At 69.9% G+C, this 14466-nt stretch carries 14 protein-coding genes; 11 read left to right on the forward strand and 3 right to left on the reverse strand.

The genetic code is table 11. From position 1 onward, the window contains the following. Positions 1-17: 17 nt before the first annotated feature. From RISW2_RS09880 to RISW2_RS09925, 10 genes are all read left to right on the forward strand, one after another. The gene (locus RISW2_RS09880; RefSeq protein WP_051491913.1) at positions 18-995 is read left to right on the forward strand and encodes a FecCD family ABC transporter permease; all 978 of its coding nucleotides are present in this window, start codon (positions 18-20) and stop codon (positions 993-995) included. Beyond that, on the forward strand, positions 992-2038 hold the full coding sequence (locus tag RISW2_RS09885; protein WP_043769894.1) for a FecCD family ABC transporter permease: 1047 nt from the start codon (positions 992-994) through the stop codon (positions 2036-2038). The genes RISW2_RS09880 and RISW2_RS09885 overlap by 4 nt, the downstream gene beginning before the upstream one ends. Further along, the gene (locus tag RISW2_RS09890; RefSeq protein ID WP_043769897.1) at positions 2035-2883 is read left to right on the forward strand and encodes an ABC transporter ATP-binding protein; all 849 of its coding nucleotides are present in this window, start codon (positions 2035-2037) and stop codon (positions 2881-2883) included. The genes RISW2_RS09885 and RISW2_RS09890 overlap by 4 nt, the downstream gene beginning before the upstream one ends. Before the next feature lie 133 nt (positions 2884-3016). Beyond that, positions 3017-3724 carry a GntR family transcriptional regulator gene (locus RISW2_RS09895; protein ID WP_043769899.1) on the forward strand — a complete coding sequence of 236 codons (708 nt, stop codon included), beginning with the start codon at positions 3017-3019 and terminating at the stop codon, positions 3722-3724. An 11-nt stretch (positions 3725-3735) separates the two neighbouring features. Next, the gene (locus RISW2_RS09900; protein WP_043769903.1) at positions 3736-4716 is read left to right on the forward strand and encodes an ADP-ribosylglycohydrolase family protein; all 981 of its coding nucleotides are present in this window, start codon (positions 3736-3738) and stop codon (positions 4714-4716) included. Then, positions 4716-5666, forward strand: coding sequence for a PfkB family carbohydrate kinase (locus RISW2_RS09905; protein ID WP_051491914.1), 951 nt, complete (start codon positions 4716-4718; stop codon positions 5664-5666). Before RISW2_RS09900 ends, RISW2_RS09905 begins: the two co-directional genes overlap by 1 nt. A 1-nt stretch (position 5667) precedes the next feature. Next, positions 5668-6699, forward strand: coding sequence for an ABC transporter substrate-binding protein (locus RISW2_RS09910; protein ID WP_043769909.1), 1032 nt, complete (start codon positions 5668-5670; stop codon positions 6697-6699). A gap of 69 nt (positions 6700-6768) precedes the next feature. Next, positions 6769-7632: an ABC transporter permease gene (locus RISW2_RS09915; RefSeq protein ID WP_043769913.1), complete on the forward strand. Its 864-nt coding sequence runs from the start codon at positions 6769-6771 to the stop codon at positions 7630-7632. 11 nt (positions 7633-7643) lie between these two features. Then, the gene (locus RISW2_RS09920) at positions 7644-8429 is read left to right on the forward strand and encodes an ABC transporter permease (protein ID WP_043769915.1); all 786 of its coding nucleotides are present in this window, start codon (positions 7644-7646) and stop codon (positions 8427-8429) included. Continuing rightward, positions 8429-9451 carry an ABC transporter ATP-binding protein gene (locus RISW2_RS09925; protein ID WP_043769919.1) on the forward strand — a complete coding sequence of 341 codons (1023 nt, stop codon included), beginning with the start codon at positions 8429-8431 and terminating at the stop codon, positions 9449-9451. The genes RISW2_RS09920 and RISW2_RS09925 overlap by 1 nt, the downstream gene beginning before the upstream one ends. A gap of 81 nt (positions 9452-9532) precedes the next feature. Here RISW2_RS09925 and acmB read toward each other — a convergent pair whose 3' ends face one another. Further along, on the reverse strand, positions 9533-10738 hold the full coding sequence (gene acmB, locus RISW2_RS09930) for a methyl acetate hydrolase AcmB (protein WP_043769922.1): 1206 nt from the start codon (positions 10736-10738) through the stop codon (positions 9533-9535). A gap of 56 nt (positions 10739-10794) precedes the next feature. Beyond that, positions 10795-12435, reverse strand: coding sequence for a flavin-containing monooxygenase (locus tag RISW2_RS09935; protein WP_051491915.1), 1641 nt, complete (start codon positions 12433-12435; stop codon positions 10795-10797). Between the two features lie 231 nt (positions 12436-12666). Here RISW2_RS09935 and RISW2_RS09940 point away from each other — a divergent pair, with 231 nt between their 5' ends. Then, a complete protein-coding gene (locus RISW2_RS09940; protein WP_084615322.1) occupies positions 12667-13620 on the forward strand; it encodes a helix-turn-helix domain-containing protein in 954 nt (317 codons plus the stop codon). Positions 13621-13652: 32 nt separating this feature from the next. Here RISW2_RS09940 and RISW2_RS09945 read toward each other — a convergent pair whose 3' ends face one another. After that, a complete protein-coding gene (locus RISW2_RS09945) occupies positions 13653-14288 on the reverse strand; it encodes a flavodoxin family protein (RefSeq protein WP_043769925.1) in 636 nt (211 codons plus the stop codon). Positions 14289-14466 lie beyond the last annotated feature (178 nt).

The following is a 14466-nucleotide window of genomic DNA, read 5'->3' on the forward strand; positions in this document are numbered from 1 at the left end:
GCGTGCGGCACGCCCGCATGGCCTGGCTCTTCGTGGTGATCTGCGCGCTCGCGGCGGCATGTCTCCTGTCGGTCGGCATCGGCACGCGCTCCGTCGGATGGGCCGAGATCGCGGGCGGTCTGCGGGGTCATACCGACACGCTCGGGCACTCCGTGGTGGCGGTCCGCGTGCCGCGAACGGTCATGGCCGTGCTGGCGGGCGCCGCTCTGGGCCTGGCCGGCGCGGTGATGCAGGGCGTCACGCGCAACCCGCTCGCCGATCCGGGCATCCTCGGCGTGAACGCCGGCGCGGCGATGGCCGTGGTGCTCGGCATGGCGTGGTTCGGCATGGCGCGGCTCGAGGCGTTCCTCTGGACCGCGATCCTCGGCGCCGGTCTCGCCGCGTGTTTCGTCTACGCCGTGGGATCGCTGGGCCGCGGCGGCGCGACCCCGCTGAAGCTCGCGCTCGCCGGTGCCGCGACGAGCATCGCCGCCTCGTCCCTGACCGTCGCGGTCATGCTGCCGCGCAACGACATCGCGGGCGGCGTGCGGTCGTGGCAGGTGGGCGGTGTCGGCGGCGCGACCTACGACGCGATCCTGCCCTGCCTTCCGTTCCTTGCGGCCGGCCTGATGCTCTGCCTCGCCTCGGCCCGCAGCCTGAACCTGCTCGCCCTCGGCGACGAGGCCGCGGCGGGCCTCGGCGCGCGCGTGGACCGGGCACGGGCCGGCGCGGCGCTCGGCGCGGTGCTGCTCTGCGGCGCCACGACGGCCATCTGTGGGCCGATCGGCTTTGTCGGGCTGGTAGTGCCGCATCTGTGCCGGCTTCTCGTCGGCGTCGATCATCGCTGGCTCCTGCCGTTCTCGGCGCTGACGGGGGCGATCCTTCTCCTCTGCGCCGACGTCCTCGGTCGCGTCGTGGCCCGCCCGTCCGAGATGGACGTGGGCATCGTCACGGCCTTTGTCGGCGCCCCGGTGTTCATCTGGATCGTGCGGCAGCGGCGGGTGCGGGACCTGTGAGCCTCACCGCCCCTGCCCCGCTCGCGGCTCGCGTCGCGTCCCTCCGCCGCGCCCGGTCCCGCGGGCGATGCCGGATCGCGGCGCTGATCGGCGGGCTCCTCGCGGTCGGCATCACCCTCACCCTGAGCGTCGGGCACTCGGTCACGCCGCCCCTCGACGTGGTCCGCGCGCTGACCGGCGGCGACGTGCCGGGCGCGGGCTTTTCCGTCCGCGAGCTGCGGCTGCCGCGGGCCGTGCTCGCGACGCTTGCGGGGATGAGCTTCGGCCTTGGCGGGGTGGTGTTCCAGACCCTGCTGCGCAATCCGCTTGCCAGCCCCGACATCATCGGGATCAGCTCGGGGGCGAGCGCCGCCGCGGTGGTCGCCATCGTGCTTCTGGGATGGACCGGGGCGGCGGTCTCGGTCGCCGCAGTGCTCGCCGGGCTCGCGGTCGCGCTCCTGATCTACCTCCTCGCCTGGCGCGACCGGGTCTCGGGTGCGCGGCTGATCCTGATCGGCATCGGCATCTCCGCGATGCTCGAGAGCATCATCGCCTGGGTCCTGTCGCGCGCGCCCGCCTGGACCCTGCAGGAGGCGCTGCGCTGGCTGACCGGCAGCGTGAACGGCGCGACGGTCGACCAGGCACTGCCCGTCCTGCTGTCGCTCGGGCTCTTCGGCGGCCTGCTTCTGGGCCTGCGCCGCGAGATCGGGGCGATGCGCCTCAGCGACGACACAGCCGCGGCGCTCGGCGTCCCTCTCCTGCGGGACAAGGCGCTGGTGATCCTCGCCGCGGTCGGGCTGATCGCGGTCGCAACCGCCGTCACCGGGCCCATCGCCTTCGTCGCCTTCCTGTCCGGGCCCGTCGCCGCCCGCGTGACCGGCCCCGGCCGCGCGCCGCTCGGCACGGCCGCGCTGATCGGCGCGCTCCTGGTGCTGATCGGCGATTTCGTCGGTCAGCACCTGCTGCCGGCGCGCTATCCCGTGGGCGTCGTGACCGGCGCCATCGGCGCGCCCTATCTCCTCTACCTGATCGTCCGCGCCAACCGGCAGGGAGGCCACGCATGACCGCTCCGACGCTGCAGGCGCTCGGCCTGCGCGCCGGCTACGGCGCGACCCCCATCCTGAAGGACCTGACCCTCGCGCTGCCGCCGGGCGGCATCAGCGCGATCGTCGGGGCCAATGCGTGCGGCAAGTCCACGCTCCTGCGCTGCCTGTCGCGGCTCCTGCGCCCCGAGCGCGGGCAGGTCGTGCTCGACGGCCGGTCGGTCCGGGACATGCCCACCCGGGACCTCGCGCGGAGGCTCGGGCTGTTGCCGCAGGCGCCGATCGCGCCCGACGGCATCACCGTCGCCGACCTCGTGAGCCACGGGAGGCATCCGCACCAGGGCCTCCTGTCGCGCTGGACCCGCGCCGACGACGCGGCCGTGGCCGATGCGCTCGCGGCGACGCGCACCGCCGAGCTCGCCGAGCGTGCCGTGGACGAGCTGTCGGGCGGCCAGCGGCAGCGCGTCTGGATCGCCATGGCGCTGGCGCAGGAGACCGACATCCTGCTCCTCGACGAGCCCACGACCTTTCTCGACATCGCCCACCAGGTGGAGGTGCTGGACCTGCTCGTGGACCTGAACCGCGGCCGCGGAACCACGGTCGTCATGGTCCTGCACGACCTCAACCTGGCCGCGCGCTACGCCGATCACCTGATCGCCCTGCGCGACGGGCAGATCCGGGCCGCGGGCACCCCCGCGGAGGTGCTGACCGAGGAGATCGTGCAGCAGGTGTTCGGCCTGTCCTGCGTCGTGATCGAGGACCCGACGTCGGGGCGGCCGATGATGCTGCCCCGCGGGCGCCACCGGATGACCCAGGCACATCGCGCGCCGGGCCGCGATCCCGAGCCGGACGGCACGCCGCCCTAGCGTTCGCGCCTCGGCCGCCGCACCGCCTGCCCGAGACCCGGCGCCTGCCATCGAAGGAGCCCGGCTGCACGCGGAAATTCGGACTAGCCAAACCTGTATGCTCCTGTCTAGTCTGAACCAGACAGGAGCATACATGACCAAACCCGCCGCCCAGTCGAAGTCGGAACGCATCGCCAGCCTGCTCGAGGCCGAGATCCGGTCCGGGCAGCTGCAGGACGGCTCCGCGCTGTCGAGCGAGAACTGTCTTGTCAGCCGTTTCGCCGTCTCGCGCACCACCGTGCGCAAGAGCCTGGGCATCCTGGCCGAAAAGGGCCTGATCCGGACCAAGATGGGCATCGGATCCTTCGTGACCTATGCGGGGAACGTGATCGACAGCGGGCCGGGCTGGTCGCTGGCGCTGTCGTCGGCGGGCATCCGCATGGAGACCCGGATCCTCCGCATCGCGCGTCTCGGGATGGATCTCGAGGTTCCCGTGCCGCTCGCGGGCGAGATGCTCGCCGTCGACCGCCTGCGCTTTCGCACGGAAACCGGCAGAGGCATGTCGCTCGAGCGCGCGCGCGTGCCGTGGCGCGCGGAGTTCGCGGCCCTGCTCGAGGACGGCCTCGACGGCGGATCCCTGAACCGCACGCTCGCGGCGCGCGGCCTCGTGCCCGCCTCGGGCGAGGAATGGGCGAACGTGCTGCCGTCTCTCGGCGCCGAGGACGCCGCGCTTCTGGGACTTCCCGAAGCCACGCCGATGCTCCGCCTGCGCCGTCTGACCCGCGATACCGCGGGCCAGCCCGTCGAATTCGTCGAAAGCCTCCTCGACCCGGAGCTGTTCGGCCTTCACATGCGGTTCTGAAAGGAAAGTCCATGAACGCCACGGCGCTGGCCCGTGCACGGAACTGCCTCCTCGGACTGGCCGCGGGCGACGCGCTGGGAATGCCTGCGCAGACGCTGTCGCGCGGCGCCATCGCGCGGCATTACGGACGGATCACCGGCTTCGTCGCGCCGTTCGACGGGCACCCCGTCTCGCACGGTCTGTCGGCGGGACAGGTCACCGACGACACCGAGCAGACGCTGCTGCTGTCGCGGCGCCTCCTGCGCGATCCCGACGGGTTCGACGCGCAGGGCTGGGCGCAGGACCTGCTCGACTGGGAGGCCGGCATCCGGGCCAAGGGCCTCGCGGATCTCCTCGGCCCCTCCTCGAAGGCGGCCATCGCCGCGCTTCTCGACGGCGTGCCGCCGGAGGAGACCGGCGTCAACGGCACGACGAACGGCGCCGCCATGCGCATCGCTCCGGTGGGCCTGTCGGTGGCGCCCGAGGTCGAACCGCTGGTGGCCCGCGTGGTCGAGACGTGCCGCGTGACCCACAATACCGGAGAGGCCATCGCGGCGGCCTCGGCCGTCGCCATGACGGTCAGCTGCGGCGTCGCGGGCTCGGGCTTCGACGCGGCGCTGCCCCGCGCGCTGGATGCCGCCCGCCACGGGCAGCGCGTCGGCCGCCCCCGGGGCGATCCGGACATGGCGGGACGGATCCTCCGGGCCGTCGAGCTTGCGCGGGACGGCGAGCAGGCCCTCGTCTCGGGGATCGGCACCTCGGTCGCCAGCCGAGAAAGTGTCGCCTGCGCCTTCGGTCTGCTCAGCATGGGCCTGCCGCTGTGGGAAACGCTCTGCGTCGCGGCCAATATCGGTGACGACACCGACACAATCGGCGCGATCACCGGGGCGATGGGCGGCGCGCTCGGCATGACCCTGCCCGGCGACGCCGTCGCCGCGCTGCGCGCGGCCAACGCGCTCGACCTCGACGGACATGCCGCCGACCTGCTGGCGCTGCGCAAGGTCGCCGCCTGATGGGGGCGCTGATGCAGATGTCGGCCCCGGTGGTCGATCTCGTCTACAGCGTGGCGGCGTTGCCCGCGCGCGGCCAGGAGGCCCACGTGACGGACTTCGCCATGCTGACCGGCGGTGGCTACAACGCGATGGCGGCGGCCCGCGCCGCGGGGCAGCGCGTGGTGCTCGGCGGCTCGCTTGGGACCGGACCCATGGCCGACCGCGTGGCCGCCGACCTTGCGCGGCTCGGGATCGGTCTTGCCCGGCCGCGCCTTGGGGACCGGGACCAGGGCTGCTGCACGGTGCTGCTGGAACCCGACGGCGAGAGGACCTTCGTCGCCGCGCCCGGTGCCGAGGGCCATGTCCCGGCCGGGGCGCTCGCAGGGCTTTCCCTCGACGGCATCTCGCATGTGCTCCTGTCCGGCTACTCGCTGCATTACCCGGGGGCGGCCGGCGCCCTGACGGCATGGGTCGAAGCCCTGCCCGCCGAGATCGCGGTCGTCTTCGATCCCTCCCCGGTCGTGCACCTGCTGCCCGAAGAGCTTCTGGCGCGGGCCGTGAAACGGGCCGACTGGATCAGCGCCAACGCCGCGGAGGCGGCGGTCCTGAGCGCGATCGACGACCCGGGCCTCGCGGCGGTGGCCCTCTCGAAGGATCGTGAGGGCGCGCTGGTCCGCCTGGGGGCCGATGGCTGCCTCATGGCCCGGGGCGGGCAGGTCGCACATCTCGTCCCGCACCCCGTCGCTGCCGTCGATACGAACGGTGCGGGGGACACCCATATCGGCAGCTTCATCGCCGAGCTCGCCCGACATGGCGACGCGCTCCGGGCCGCCCGCTATGCCAACGTCGCGGCGGCATTGTCGACCCTGCACAAGGGTCCCGCCACGCCCCCCGACCGCGCCTCGGTCACGGCGATCCTCGACCCCAACCACAAGGCCGGCCAACGGCCAAACCTCAACAGGGAGACCTGAGATGAAGACCCTTCTTCTGACCTCTGCCGTCGCGCTTGCCGCCAGTGGCGCCGTTGCCGACGAGATCCGCGTGCTGAACTGGCAGGGCTACGGCACCGACCTCGACTGGGCGGTCGATGCCTTTGCCGAGGCGACCGGCCACACGGTCGTGCACGAGTACTTCAACTCCGAACAGGAGATGCTGACCAAGCTGCGCACCAATCCCGGCGCCTACGACGTGGTCATGATCAATGCGGCCTTCACGCCGCAGGCGATCTCGGAAGAGCTGATCAGCCCGATCGACACCGCGACGCTCGAGAACTTCGCGGGCATTCCGGCAAGCTTTGCCGAGGACCCCAAGCTCAACGCCGACGGCCAGACTTACGGTGTGCCGTGGACCTGGGGCCTCACCTCCTTCGCGATCAACACCGAGGCGTGGGACGACACGCCGACCTCGATCCTCGCGCTCTGGGACGAGGCACATGCAGGGCGCGTGTCGATCCGCGACGACGCGGTCGAGGCGATGCAGCTCGGTGCCCTGGCCACCGGGCAGGACATCAACGACATCCGGGATCTCGACGCCGCCGCGGCAAAGATCGCGGAGCTGCTGCCGAACCTGCGCACCTTCTGGAGCAGCGAGAACGACTGGAACCAGTTCATGGCCGCAGGCGAACTCGATGCCGCGACCTACTGGTCGGGCTCGGCCAGCCGCTCCGCCGCGCTGGGACTGCCGGTGCAGTTCGTGATCCCCGAGGAAGGCGCCGTGGGCTGGCTCGACGGCCTGTCGATCCCCGCCACGTCCGAACACAAGGACGCCGCGCTCCAGTTCATCGACCACATGATCGACCCGGACTTCTACGTGAAGTGGGATGCCGAAGGCGCGCCCGCCTCGGCCAATGCCGAGGCCGCCGACGCCCTACCGGACGACGCCTTCAACAAGGCGGTTCTGGGCGATCCGGAGGTCGCGGCCCGCGTGCACTTCCAGGCGCCGATCGATGACGAGACGCGCGAAAAGTATCTCGAGGTCTGGCAGGGTCTGAAGGCGTCCCAGTAACGCACGCCGGAGATCCCGAAAGCATGATGTCGGGCCCGCCGCGCGCGGGCCCCTCCGAGGGAGGCACCCATGGCCGAGATCACCGCGCCCGAGGACAGGCGGCGCCTCGTCACGCTTCTGAGCCCGGCCTACCTGTGGCTGACGCTCGCGGTCTTTCTGCCGCTGTCGGCGATGCTGTTCTTCAGCTTCCTCACCGACCTGCCGCAGGACGCGCCCGACTGGGGCTTCACGCTCGAGAACTACCTGAGCTTCGGCGAAAGCGAGGTCTACGCCACCCTCCTGTGGAAGTCGCTCAAGCTCGGGGTCACCGTCACCTTCTTCTGCATCCTGATCGGCTATCCCTGCGCGCTCGTCCTCGCCCGCACCATCAAGGGCCGCGCGCGCGAAACGCTGTTCCTGCTGGTCATCCTGCCCTTCTGGTCGAATTCGCTGGTGCGCATCTTCTCGTGGGCGATCGTGCTGCGGGGCAACGGCGTGCTGGAGCGCGGGCTCGAGGCGGTGCTGCCGTGGGACATCCGCCTGAACCTGATGTTCACCACGCATGCGGTGGTGATCGGCCTCGTGCACAGCTACCTGCCCTACGTCATCCTGACCTCGTATCTCGCGCTGCAGGCCATCGACGACGACATCGTCGACGCCGCGCGGTCGATGGGCGCCAGCACGCTCACCATCCTGCGCCGGCTGCTGCTGCCCCTGTCGCTGCCGGGGCTCCTGGCGGGCGCGGTGCTGGTCTTCGTGCCGGTCGTGGGCTCGTTCATGGAGCCGCGGATCCTCGGCGGGCGCCACGGGACCTATTACGGCACGGTGATCGAGGACCAGTTCGTCGCGGTCTACAACTGGCCGCTCGGCGCGGCGCTGAGCTTCGTGCTCCTCGCGGTCGTATTGCTGATCCTCGGCCTCTCGACCCCGATCCTGCGGCGGGCCCGGACATGAGGAGAGCCCGCATGCGACGCCCCCTGCTCCCGCTCCTCGGTCGCGCCTGGCTGGCGCTGATCCTCGTCTTTCTCTACGCGCCGATCCTCGTCATGGCGGCGATGAGCTTCAACGCCTCGCCGTTCTACCAGTTGCCGTTCGAGTTCTCGACGCGCTGGTACGCGGACATGGCGATGAATCCGCAGATCATCGAGGCGAGCCTGCGGTCGGTCGGCATCGCGCTTGCGACCATGGTCATTGCCACGGCGCTCGGCACGGCCGCGTCGATCGCGCTCTTCCGCTACGACTTTCCCGGCAAGAGGGTGCTGCAGGTCCTGCTCTTTCCGCCGATCGCCATCCCCTGGCTCATCACCGGAACCGCGATGCTGATCTTCTTCTTCGCCATCGGCATTGGGCGCGGCACGCCGGCGGTGCTGATCGGCCACGTGGCGCTGGCGCTGCCCTACGTCATCGTCACCGTCAGCGCGCGGCTCAGCAGCTTCGACGTCACGCTGGAAGAGGCCGCGCGCGCCCTCGGTGCCGACGCCTGGACCGTGCTGCGGCGGGTGACCCTGCCCTGGATCGCCCCCGGCATCGTGGCCGGCGCGCTCTTCGCCTTCGCCGTCAGCTTCGACCAGTTCGTGGTGAGCTACTTCCTCGCCGAACCGGGCGACAGCACGCTGCCCGTGCTGATCTACACGGCGATCCGCAAGGGCTTCACCCCGGAGATCAATGCCATCTCCACCATCATCATCACGGTATCCATGGGGATCATGTTTCTCGCCACCCGCAAATCCAGCTTCGGAGGCAGCCGCTGATGTCATCGGTCGAGGTTCGCAACATCACCAAGTCCTTCGGACGGGCCCGCGCGCTGGACGACGTGTCGATCACCTTCGAGGATGGCGGCTTCTTCGCGCTGCTCGGGCCCTCGGGATCGGGCAAGACCACGCTCCTGCGGACCATCGCGGGGTTCTCGTTCCCGGACACGGGCACCATCCGCATCGGCGCGCGCAACGTCGAGGCCGTCCCGGTCGAGAAGCGCGACATCGGCATGATGTTCCAGAGCTACGCGCTCTTCCCGAACATGTCCGTGGCAGACAACGTGGGATTCGGGCTGCGCGTGCGCCGGGTGGGCGCGGCCGAGGAACGCCGCCGCGTGGCCGAGGCCCTCGACCTCGTGCAGCTCGGCGACAAGGGGGGTCGCATGCCGCACCAGCTGTCGGGCGGACAGCGGCAGCGCGTGGCGCTGGCCCGGGCCATCGTGACGCAGCCCAAGGTCCTGTTGCTCGACGAGCCCTTGTCGGCACTGGACAAGACCCTGCGGGTCGACATGCAGATCGAGCTCAAGCGCATCCAGCGCGAGGTCGGCATCACCACGATCTTCGTCACCCACGACCAGGAGGAAGCGCTGACGCTCTCCGACCGCATCGGCATCCTGCGGGACGGACGGATCGTTCAGGCGGGCACTCCGCGCGAGGTTTACGACCACCCGAACAGCGCCTTTGCCGCCACCTTCCTCGGCGAGGCGAACTGGCTGCCGGACGCGGCGCTCGAGGGCCTGCAGCTGCCCGGCGACCGAACCCGCCACCGCTTTGCCGTGCGCCCCGAGGCGCTGACGCTCACCGACGGGCGCCCAGCCACGGGCAACGCCCTGTCCGCGAGGCTCGAGCAGCGCGTGTTCGCGGGCGCCATGGCGACCTGCCTCGTGCGGGTCGACGGAGAGCCGTGGAAGCTCGTCGCACGGGATCGCGACCTGCCCGAGATGGCCCCCGGCTCGGAGGTCTGGGTGTCCTGGACCCCCGAGGATACCCTGGCCGTGCCCCGCGAGGCCGCCACGTGACCTGACGCGCGCCGCGGGCGGGACTGCCGGCACCCTGGGAGCGGACCGCGCGGGCGCGGTCCGCTCCTGGGGCACGAGGCCTCAGGCGGCGGCTGCCGCCTTTGCATGCCGGTAGACGGCGGTCTCGAAGTCGAGGAAGCCGGTGAAGGAGACCGGGTCGCCGAAGGGCAGGATCTGCGTGGCCCAGAACCCGCCATGCCCGTTCTTGCGGTCGATCCAGTAGAACAGGTTGGCGAGCCCGGCCCAGCCGATGGCGCCCGCCGGACGGCCGGTCGGCGCCTCCTCCTCGTTGACCATGAAGGTGTAGGACCAGCTCTTCTTCAACCCCGGGAAGAATTCCGCGTCGTTCGAGAGCGACGGGATCACGCCCGGAAGCATGACGACCTGCTGGTGCTTCCGAAGGCCGTTCCTGACGGCGGCCTCGACAGTCTCGGGCCGGAGCACGCGGCCGTGGGGGCCCATCCCGTCGTTCAGCCACATGCGGATGAACTTCATGTATTCGCCGATCGACGCGTAGAGCCCGTGTCCCGCCATGTCGACTTCGGGGTCGTCGGGCAGGGCGAAGGTGTCCATCGGCGCGAGCCCGCCGTCGGCACCGCGGGCATGCGTGGTCGCCGTGCGCGCCTTCATGTCGTCGGTCCGCGTGAACGCCATGTCGGTGATGCCGAGAGGCGCGAACACGCGCTCCTTCAGCACCTCCGACAGCCGCTTGCCGCGGATGCCCTCGACGACCCGGCCGGCCCAGTCGATGTTCGAGCCGTATTCCCATTTCTCGCCCGGATCGAAAAGCAGCGGCGTCCTGATGGCGGCCTTGGTTCCCGTGACCACCGAGGGCTGGCAATGGTCCCGCGCCAGCCGGGCATAGTTCTCGTTGAAGAAGTCGTAGCCGAAGCCCGCGGTGTGGAGCATGAGCATCCGCGTCGTGACATCGGTCTTGGGTGGCCGCAGCTTCGGGTTCCCGGCGTCGTCGAAGCCCTCGATCACCTGCAGTTCGCCGATCTCGGGCGCATATTCCTTGGCGGGCGCGTCGAGATCGAGAAGCCCCTCCTCGACGCATTGCATCACGGCGGTGCCGCCGATGGCCTTGGTGGTCGAGAAGATGGCGAACACGGTGTCGGTCGTCATCGGTTCGCCGGACCCCATGTGGCGCACGCCGGCCGCGCCCTCGTAAGTGTTCGTGGCGGTGTCGGTGATCATCGCGACGACGCCGGGCACACGTTCGGCGGGCTCGCCGGATGTGACGCGCTGCAGGATCTTGTCGGCCGCATTGGTGATTTCGGAATTCATGGTACTCCTCCCTTTCTCATGATTTCTCGATCGTCGCGCTGGTAGGCTCGTCCGGTTCAGTGCATCGCGAAGCCGTCGTATCCATTCGCGGCAACCTCGGCGCACTTCGCCCGGTAGGTTCCGACACCGCCGGTATAGGACAGGACCCGGCGGGGCTTTCCGGGGACGTTGCTGCCAAGATACCACGAGTCGGTCTTCGAGATCAGGGTGGCGTTCGCCGTGGCGTCGTGATGCCGGACCCAGGCCTCTTCGGCCTCGGCCGTCGGCTCGATCACCCTCGCGCCCTTCGCGCGGACATGTGCGATGCAGTCGCTGATCCACTCGGTCTGCTGCTGCAGGCACGTCGTCATGTTGCAGAGCGCCGCGGACGGGGCGAGCGGTACCGCCGTGGTGAAGAGGTTGGGGTAGCCATGGATCTGGAGCCCCATCATGGTGCGGATGTCCCGGCCCCACTCCTCTTTCAGGGACCGGCCGTCCCGACCGCGGATGTCGATGCGTGTCAGCGCCCCGGTTCCCGCGTCGAAGCCCGTCGCCAGGATGATGACGTCGAGAGCGTAGGACGTCCCGTCGCGCAGCTCGATTCCGTCCGGGGTGACCCGCGTGATGGGGGTCTCGCGAACGTTGACGAGCTCGACATTGTCGCGGTGGTAGACCTCGAGATAGTTGGTCTCGAGCGGCACCCGGTGGGTCCCGAACCCGTAATCCTTCGGGATCAGGATGTCCGCGAGGCGGTCGTCCTTCAGGCGCATCCGCATCTTCCCGCGCACGAACTCCGACACCTCCTCGCTGACCGCCGGGTCGAAGAAGATTTCTGCGAAGGACGCGAGCCAGAGCTTCAGCGAGCCGTCGGCATGGATGTCCTCCAGCCGCTGCCGACGGTCGTCCGGCGACAACTCGGCCCAGGTCGGGCCGAAATCGTATTCGAAGCCGGTGAAGGTCCGCGGCAGGACCTCGCGGAATTCCTGAAACCGCGCCTTGTAGGAGGCGCCGCCGTTCTCGAACGCGGGGTTCTTCATCGGCAGGACGTATTGCGGCGTGCGCGCAAAGACGGTCAGGTGACCGACCTGGTCCGCGATGGTCTGGATGACCTGGATGCCGGTGGCCCCGATGCCGACGACACCGACGCGCCGGCCCGCGAGGTCGACGCCCTCGTGCGGCCAGCGCGAGGTGTGGAAGATCTGGCCGTTGAACGCCTGGTGGCCCGGAAAGACGTCCTCGAGCGGGGCCGACAGCATGCCGCAGCACGTGATCAGGAACTGGGTGTCGATCACCTCGCCCCTGTCGGTTCTCACGGTCCAGCGCCGGGCATCCTCGTTCCAGTGCGCGCTGACGATGGTCGTCTCGAACTGGATGTCCCTCCTGAGGTCGAGCGCGTCCGCGACGTAGTTGAGCCAGCGTTCGATCTCGGGCTGACCCGGGAAACGCTCGCTCCACGTCCAGTTCCGGTAGAGGTCCTCGTCGAAAAGGTACTGGTAGATGTAGCTTTCGGAGTCGAACTTCGCCCCGGGATACCTGTTCCAGAACCACGTGCCGCCGGGGCCCGACGCGTTGTCGTAGGCGCGCACGTCGAGGCCCTGCCGACGCAGCTGGTGAAGCTGGTAGAGGCCCGCGACGCCGGCGCCGATGACCAGCGCGTCGAGTTTCGTTTCCGTCTCGTGCGTGCCGTTGCCCGACCCGTTCTCGGTCTTGGTCGCCATCCTGATTTCCTCCCACAAGAAGAACCCGCCCGGCGAGGATGCTCGCCTCTTCCGGGAGGCCGAGTATCGGCAGACAGGACCGTGGCTGTCTTGAACGATCGGTGCCGGATGCTTGAACGATCCCGACAATCTTTGATTGAAGACAGATCATCTCCTGATTGCTGGAAGTCTTTCTCGCGGATAGTCTTCGGGCCAGAGGGCGGAGTGGAGGCCGCCCGAGGGAGGAAGGTCGTGGCGGAGCTTGTCGCCCCCGAGGACCTGCCGAAATTCGTTCCGGGCCGGATCATCGCGCAGAGTGACGGTCTGAACTGGAATGGCGTCGGCCTGCGGTCCTACGCCTATCACGGACAGGATGTGGAAGTTCCCGCGATGCGGGACTTCATGCTCGTCCGCTATCGGTCGGGCGTGACCCCGATGGAGCGGCGTTTCGCGGGGAACTGGACGAGGACCACCTGCGGGCCCGGCGTGGTGTCGCTGCTGACCCGGTCGCAGATCTCCCACTGGCACTGGACCGAGGACGTGGAGGTCACGCATGTCTATCTGCAGCCGGGGCTCGTCTCGCGTATCGCCGAGGACGTGACCGGACGACGGATCGAGGACATCGCGCTCGCCGACATCCTGCGCGCGGAGGATCCGGTTCTTAACGCGTGCATCGACGCCATTCACCTCGAAACGACCGGCGGATCGGTCGGCACGACCCTCTACGTCGATGCCGTCGCGCAGCAGCTGGTCATCCACCTGTTGCGGCGCTACGCGAACGTGGTCGTGCGGGAGGAGCGGCCACGCGGCGAGTTCAGCCTTGCCGAACGCAGGTGCCTGCAAGCCTTCATCGCGGAGAACCTGTCCCGCACCCTGACCCTCGACGACATGGCTCGGACGATGAAGATGTCGCCGCGGACCTTCGCGCGCTATTTCCACCGCACCTTCGGTGTCGCGCCCTATGCATATGTGCAGGGGGTGCGGCTGGCACAGGCCCGCGATCTCCTGAAAGGCGCGGAGAGCCTCAAGGAGATCGCCCACCGATGCGGCTTCTCCGACCAGGCCCACATGACGCGGCAGTTCGGCCGCGCCTTCGGATGCACGCCCGCGGCCCTGCGTCCCGGCAGCCGGACCGACCCTCCGACCTCGAGTGCGGTCCCGCGGACATCCGGCGGCCCGGTGGCCGGCGCACTGCCGCGGCTCTAGCGACCGGCGGCCACTTCCGGCCACCGACCGTCTCACGACACCGACGGGACGCCGGCATATCGATCGCGCTTCAGGAGCCGCGCCGCATGGACGGCATGGGCGGACGCCGTCTTCAGGGTCGAGCGCAACGCCTCAGGCGGCTCCGCGAGGTCCACGTAATTCCTCGGCTGCATCGCCTCGCCGACCCAGTAGACCCCGGCATTGGCCGGGATGGTGAAGCCCACGTCGTTCAGCGCCTGGAAACAGGCGGCGTGACAGGCATGGGCGCCGTCCTCGTTGCCGACCACCGCGACGAGCGCGACCTTGCCGGCGGGCGGCATGCGGTTCCTGTCATCGGCCTCGGACAGGAACCCGTCCATCCGTTCGAGGACGCGACGGGCGACGCTCGACGGGTTTCCGAGCCAGATCGGGGTTCCGAGGATGAAGATGTCCGCGTCGAGGACACGCCGGCGCAAGGCCGGCCAGCCGTCCCCGGGCCCCATGTCCGACAGGACGCCGGGGACAAGATCGTGGTCGACCGCCCGCGCCACGCTGCCCTCGACGCCATGCGGCCGAAGCTCGGCGAGCAGGTCGGCGATCATCCGGTCGGTGGAACTCGGCTCCTCCGACCCGCTCCCGCGGAGCGAGCAGTTGAGGGCGAAGGCGGTGAGATCGGCGCTGTCGGGCATGTCTGCGGGTCCCTTCGGCTGTCGTGACCGTTGCGGATCGGGCGCATATCGGGTTCGATCCCGGCAACAGCGCCTTCCGGCGAATGTTCCGGGTACGGGCGACGAGCGCGCGCGGCCTGCAACACCGGAGCGCCCGCGCGGCGGCCCGGGCGGCGGAACATTGCGTCCACCCTCCTGT

The sequence above is a fragment of the Roseivivax isoporae LMG 25204 genome, from assembly GCF_000521865.1.
Lineage (GTDB): Bacteria > Pseudomonadota > Alphaproteobacteria > Rhodobacterales > Rhodobacteraceae > Roseivivax > Roseivivax isoporae.

Bases quoted from the DNA above. Each gene is read 5' to 3' on its own strand.
- RISW2_RS09880 (WP_051491913.1), top strand. From the start codon at position 18: ATGGCCTGGCTCTTCGTGGTGATCTGCGCGCTCGCGGCGGCATGTCTC.
- RISW2_RS09890 (WP_043769897.1), top strand. From the start codon at position 2,035: ATGACCGCTCCGACGCTGCAGGCGCTCGGCCTGCGCGCCGGCTACGGC.
- RISW2_RS09895 (WP_043769899.1), top strand. From the start codon at position 3,017: ATGACCAAACCCGCCGCCCAGTCGAAGTCGGAACGCATCGCCAGCCTG.
- RISW2_RS09900 (WP_043769903.1), top strand. From the start codon at position 3,736: ATGAACGCCACGGCGCTGGCCCGTGCACGGAACTGCCTCCTCGGACTG.
- RISW2_RS09905 (WP_051491914.1), top strand. From the start codon at position 4,716: ATGGGGGCGCTGATGCAGATGTCGGCCCCGGTGGTCGATCTCGTCTAC.
- RISW2_RS09910 (WP_043769909.1), top strand. From the start codon at position 5,668: ATGAAGACCCTTCTTCTGACCTCTGCCGTCGCGCTTGCCGCCAGTGGC.
- RISW2_RS09915 (WP_043769913.1), top strand. From the start codon at position 6,769: ATGGCCGAGATCACCGCGCCCGAGGACAGGCGGCGCCTCGTCACGCTT.
- RISW2_RS09920 (WP_043769915.1), top strand. From the start codon at position 7,644: ATGCGACGCCCCCTGCTCCCGCTCCTCGGTCGCGCCTGGCTGGCGCTG.
- RISW2_RS09925 (WP_043769919.1), top strand. From the start codon at position 8,429: ATGTCATCGGTCGAGGTTCGCAACATCACCAAGTCCTTCGGACGGGCC.
- acmB (WP_043769922.1), bottom strand. From the start codon at position 10,738: ATGAATTCCGAAATCACCAATGCGGCCGACAAGATCCTGCAGCGCGTC.
- RISW2_RS09935 (WP_051491915.1), bottom strand. From the start codon at position 12,435: ATGGCGACCAAGACCGAGAACGGGTCGGGCAACGGCACGCACGAGACG.
- RISW2_RS09945 (WP_043769925.1), bottom strand. From the start codon at position 14,288: ATGCCCGACAGCGCCGATCTCACCGCCTTCGCCCTCAACTGCTCGCTC.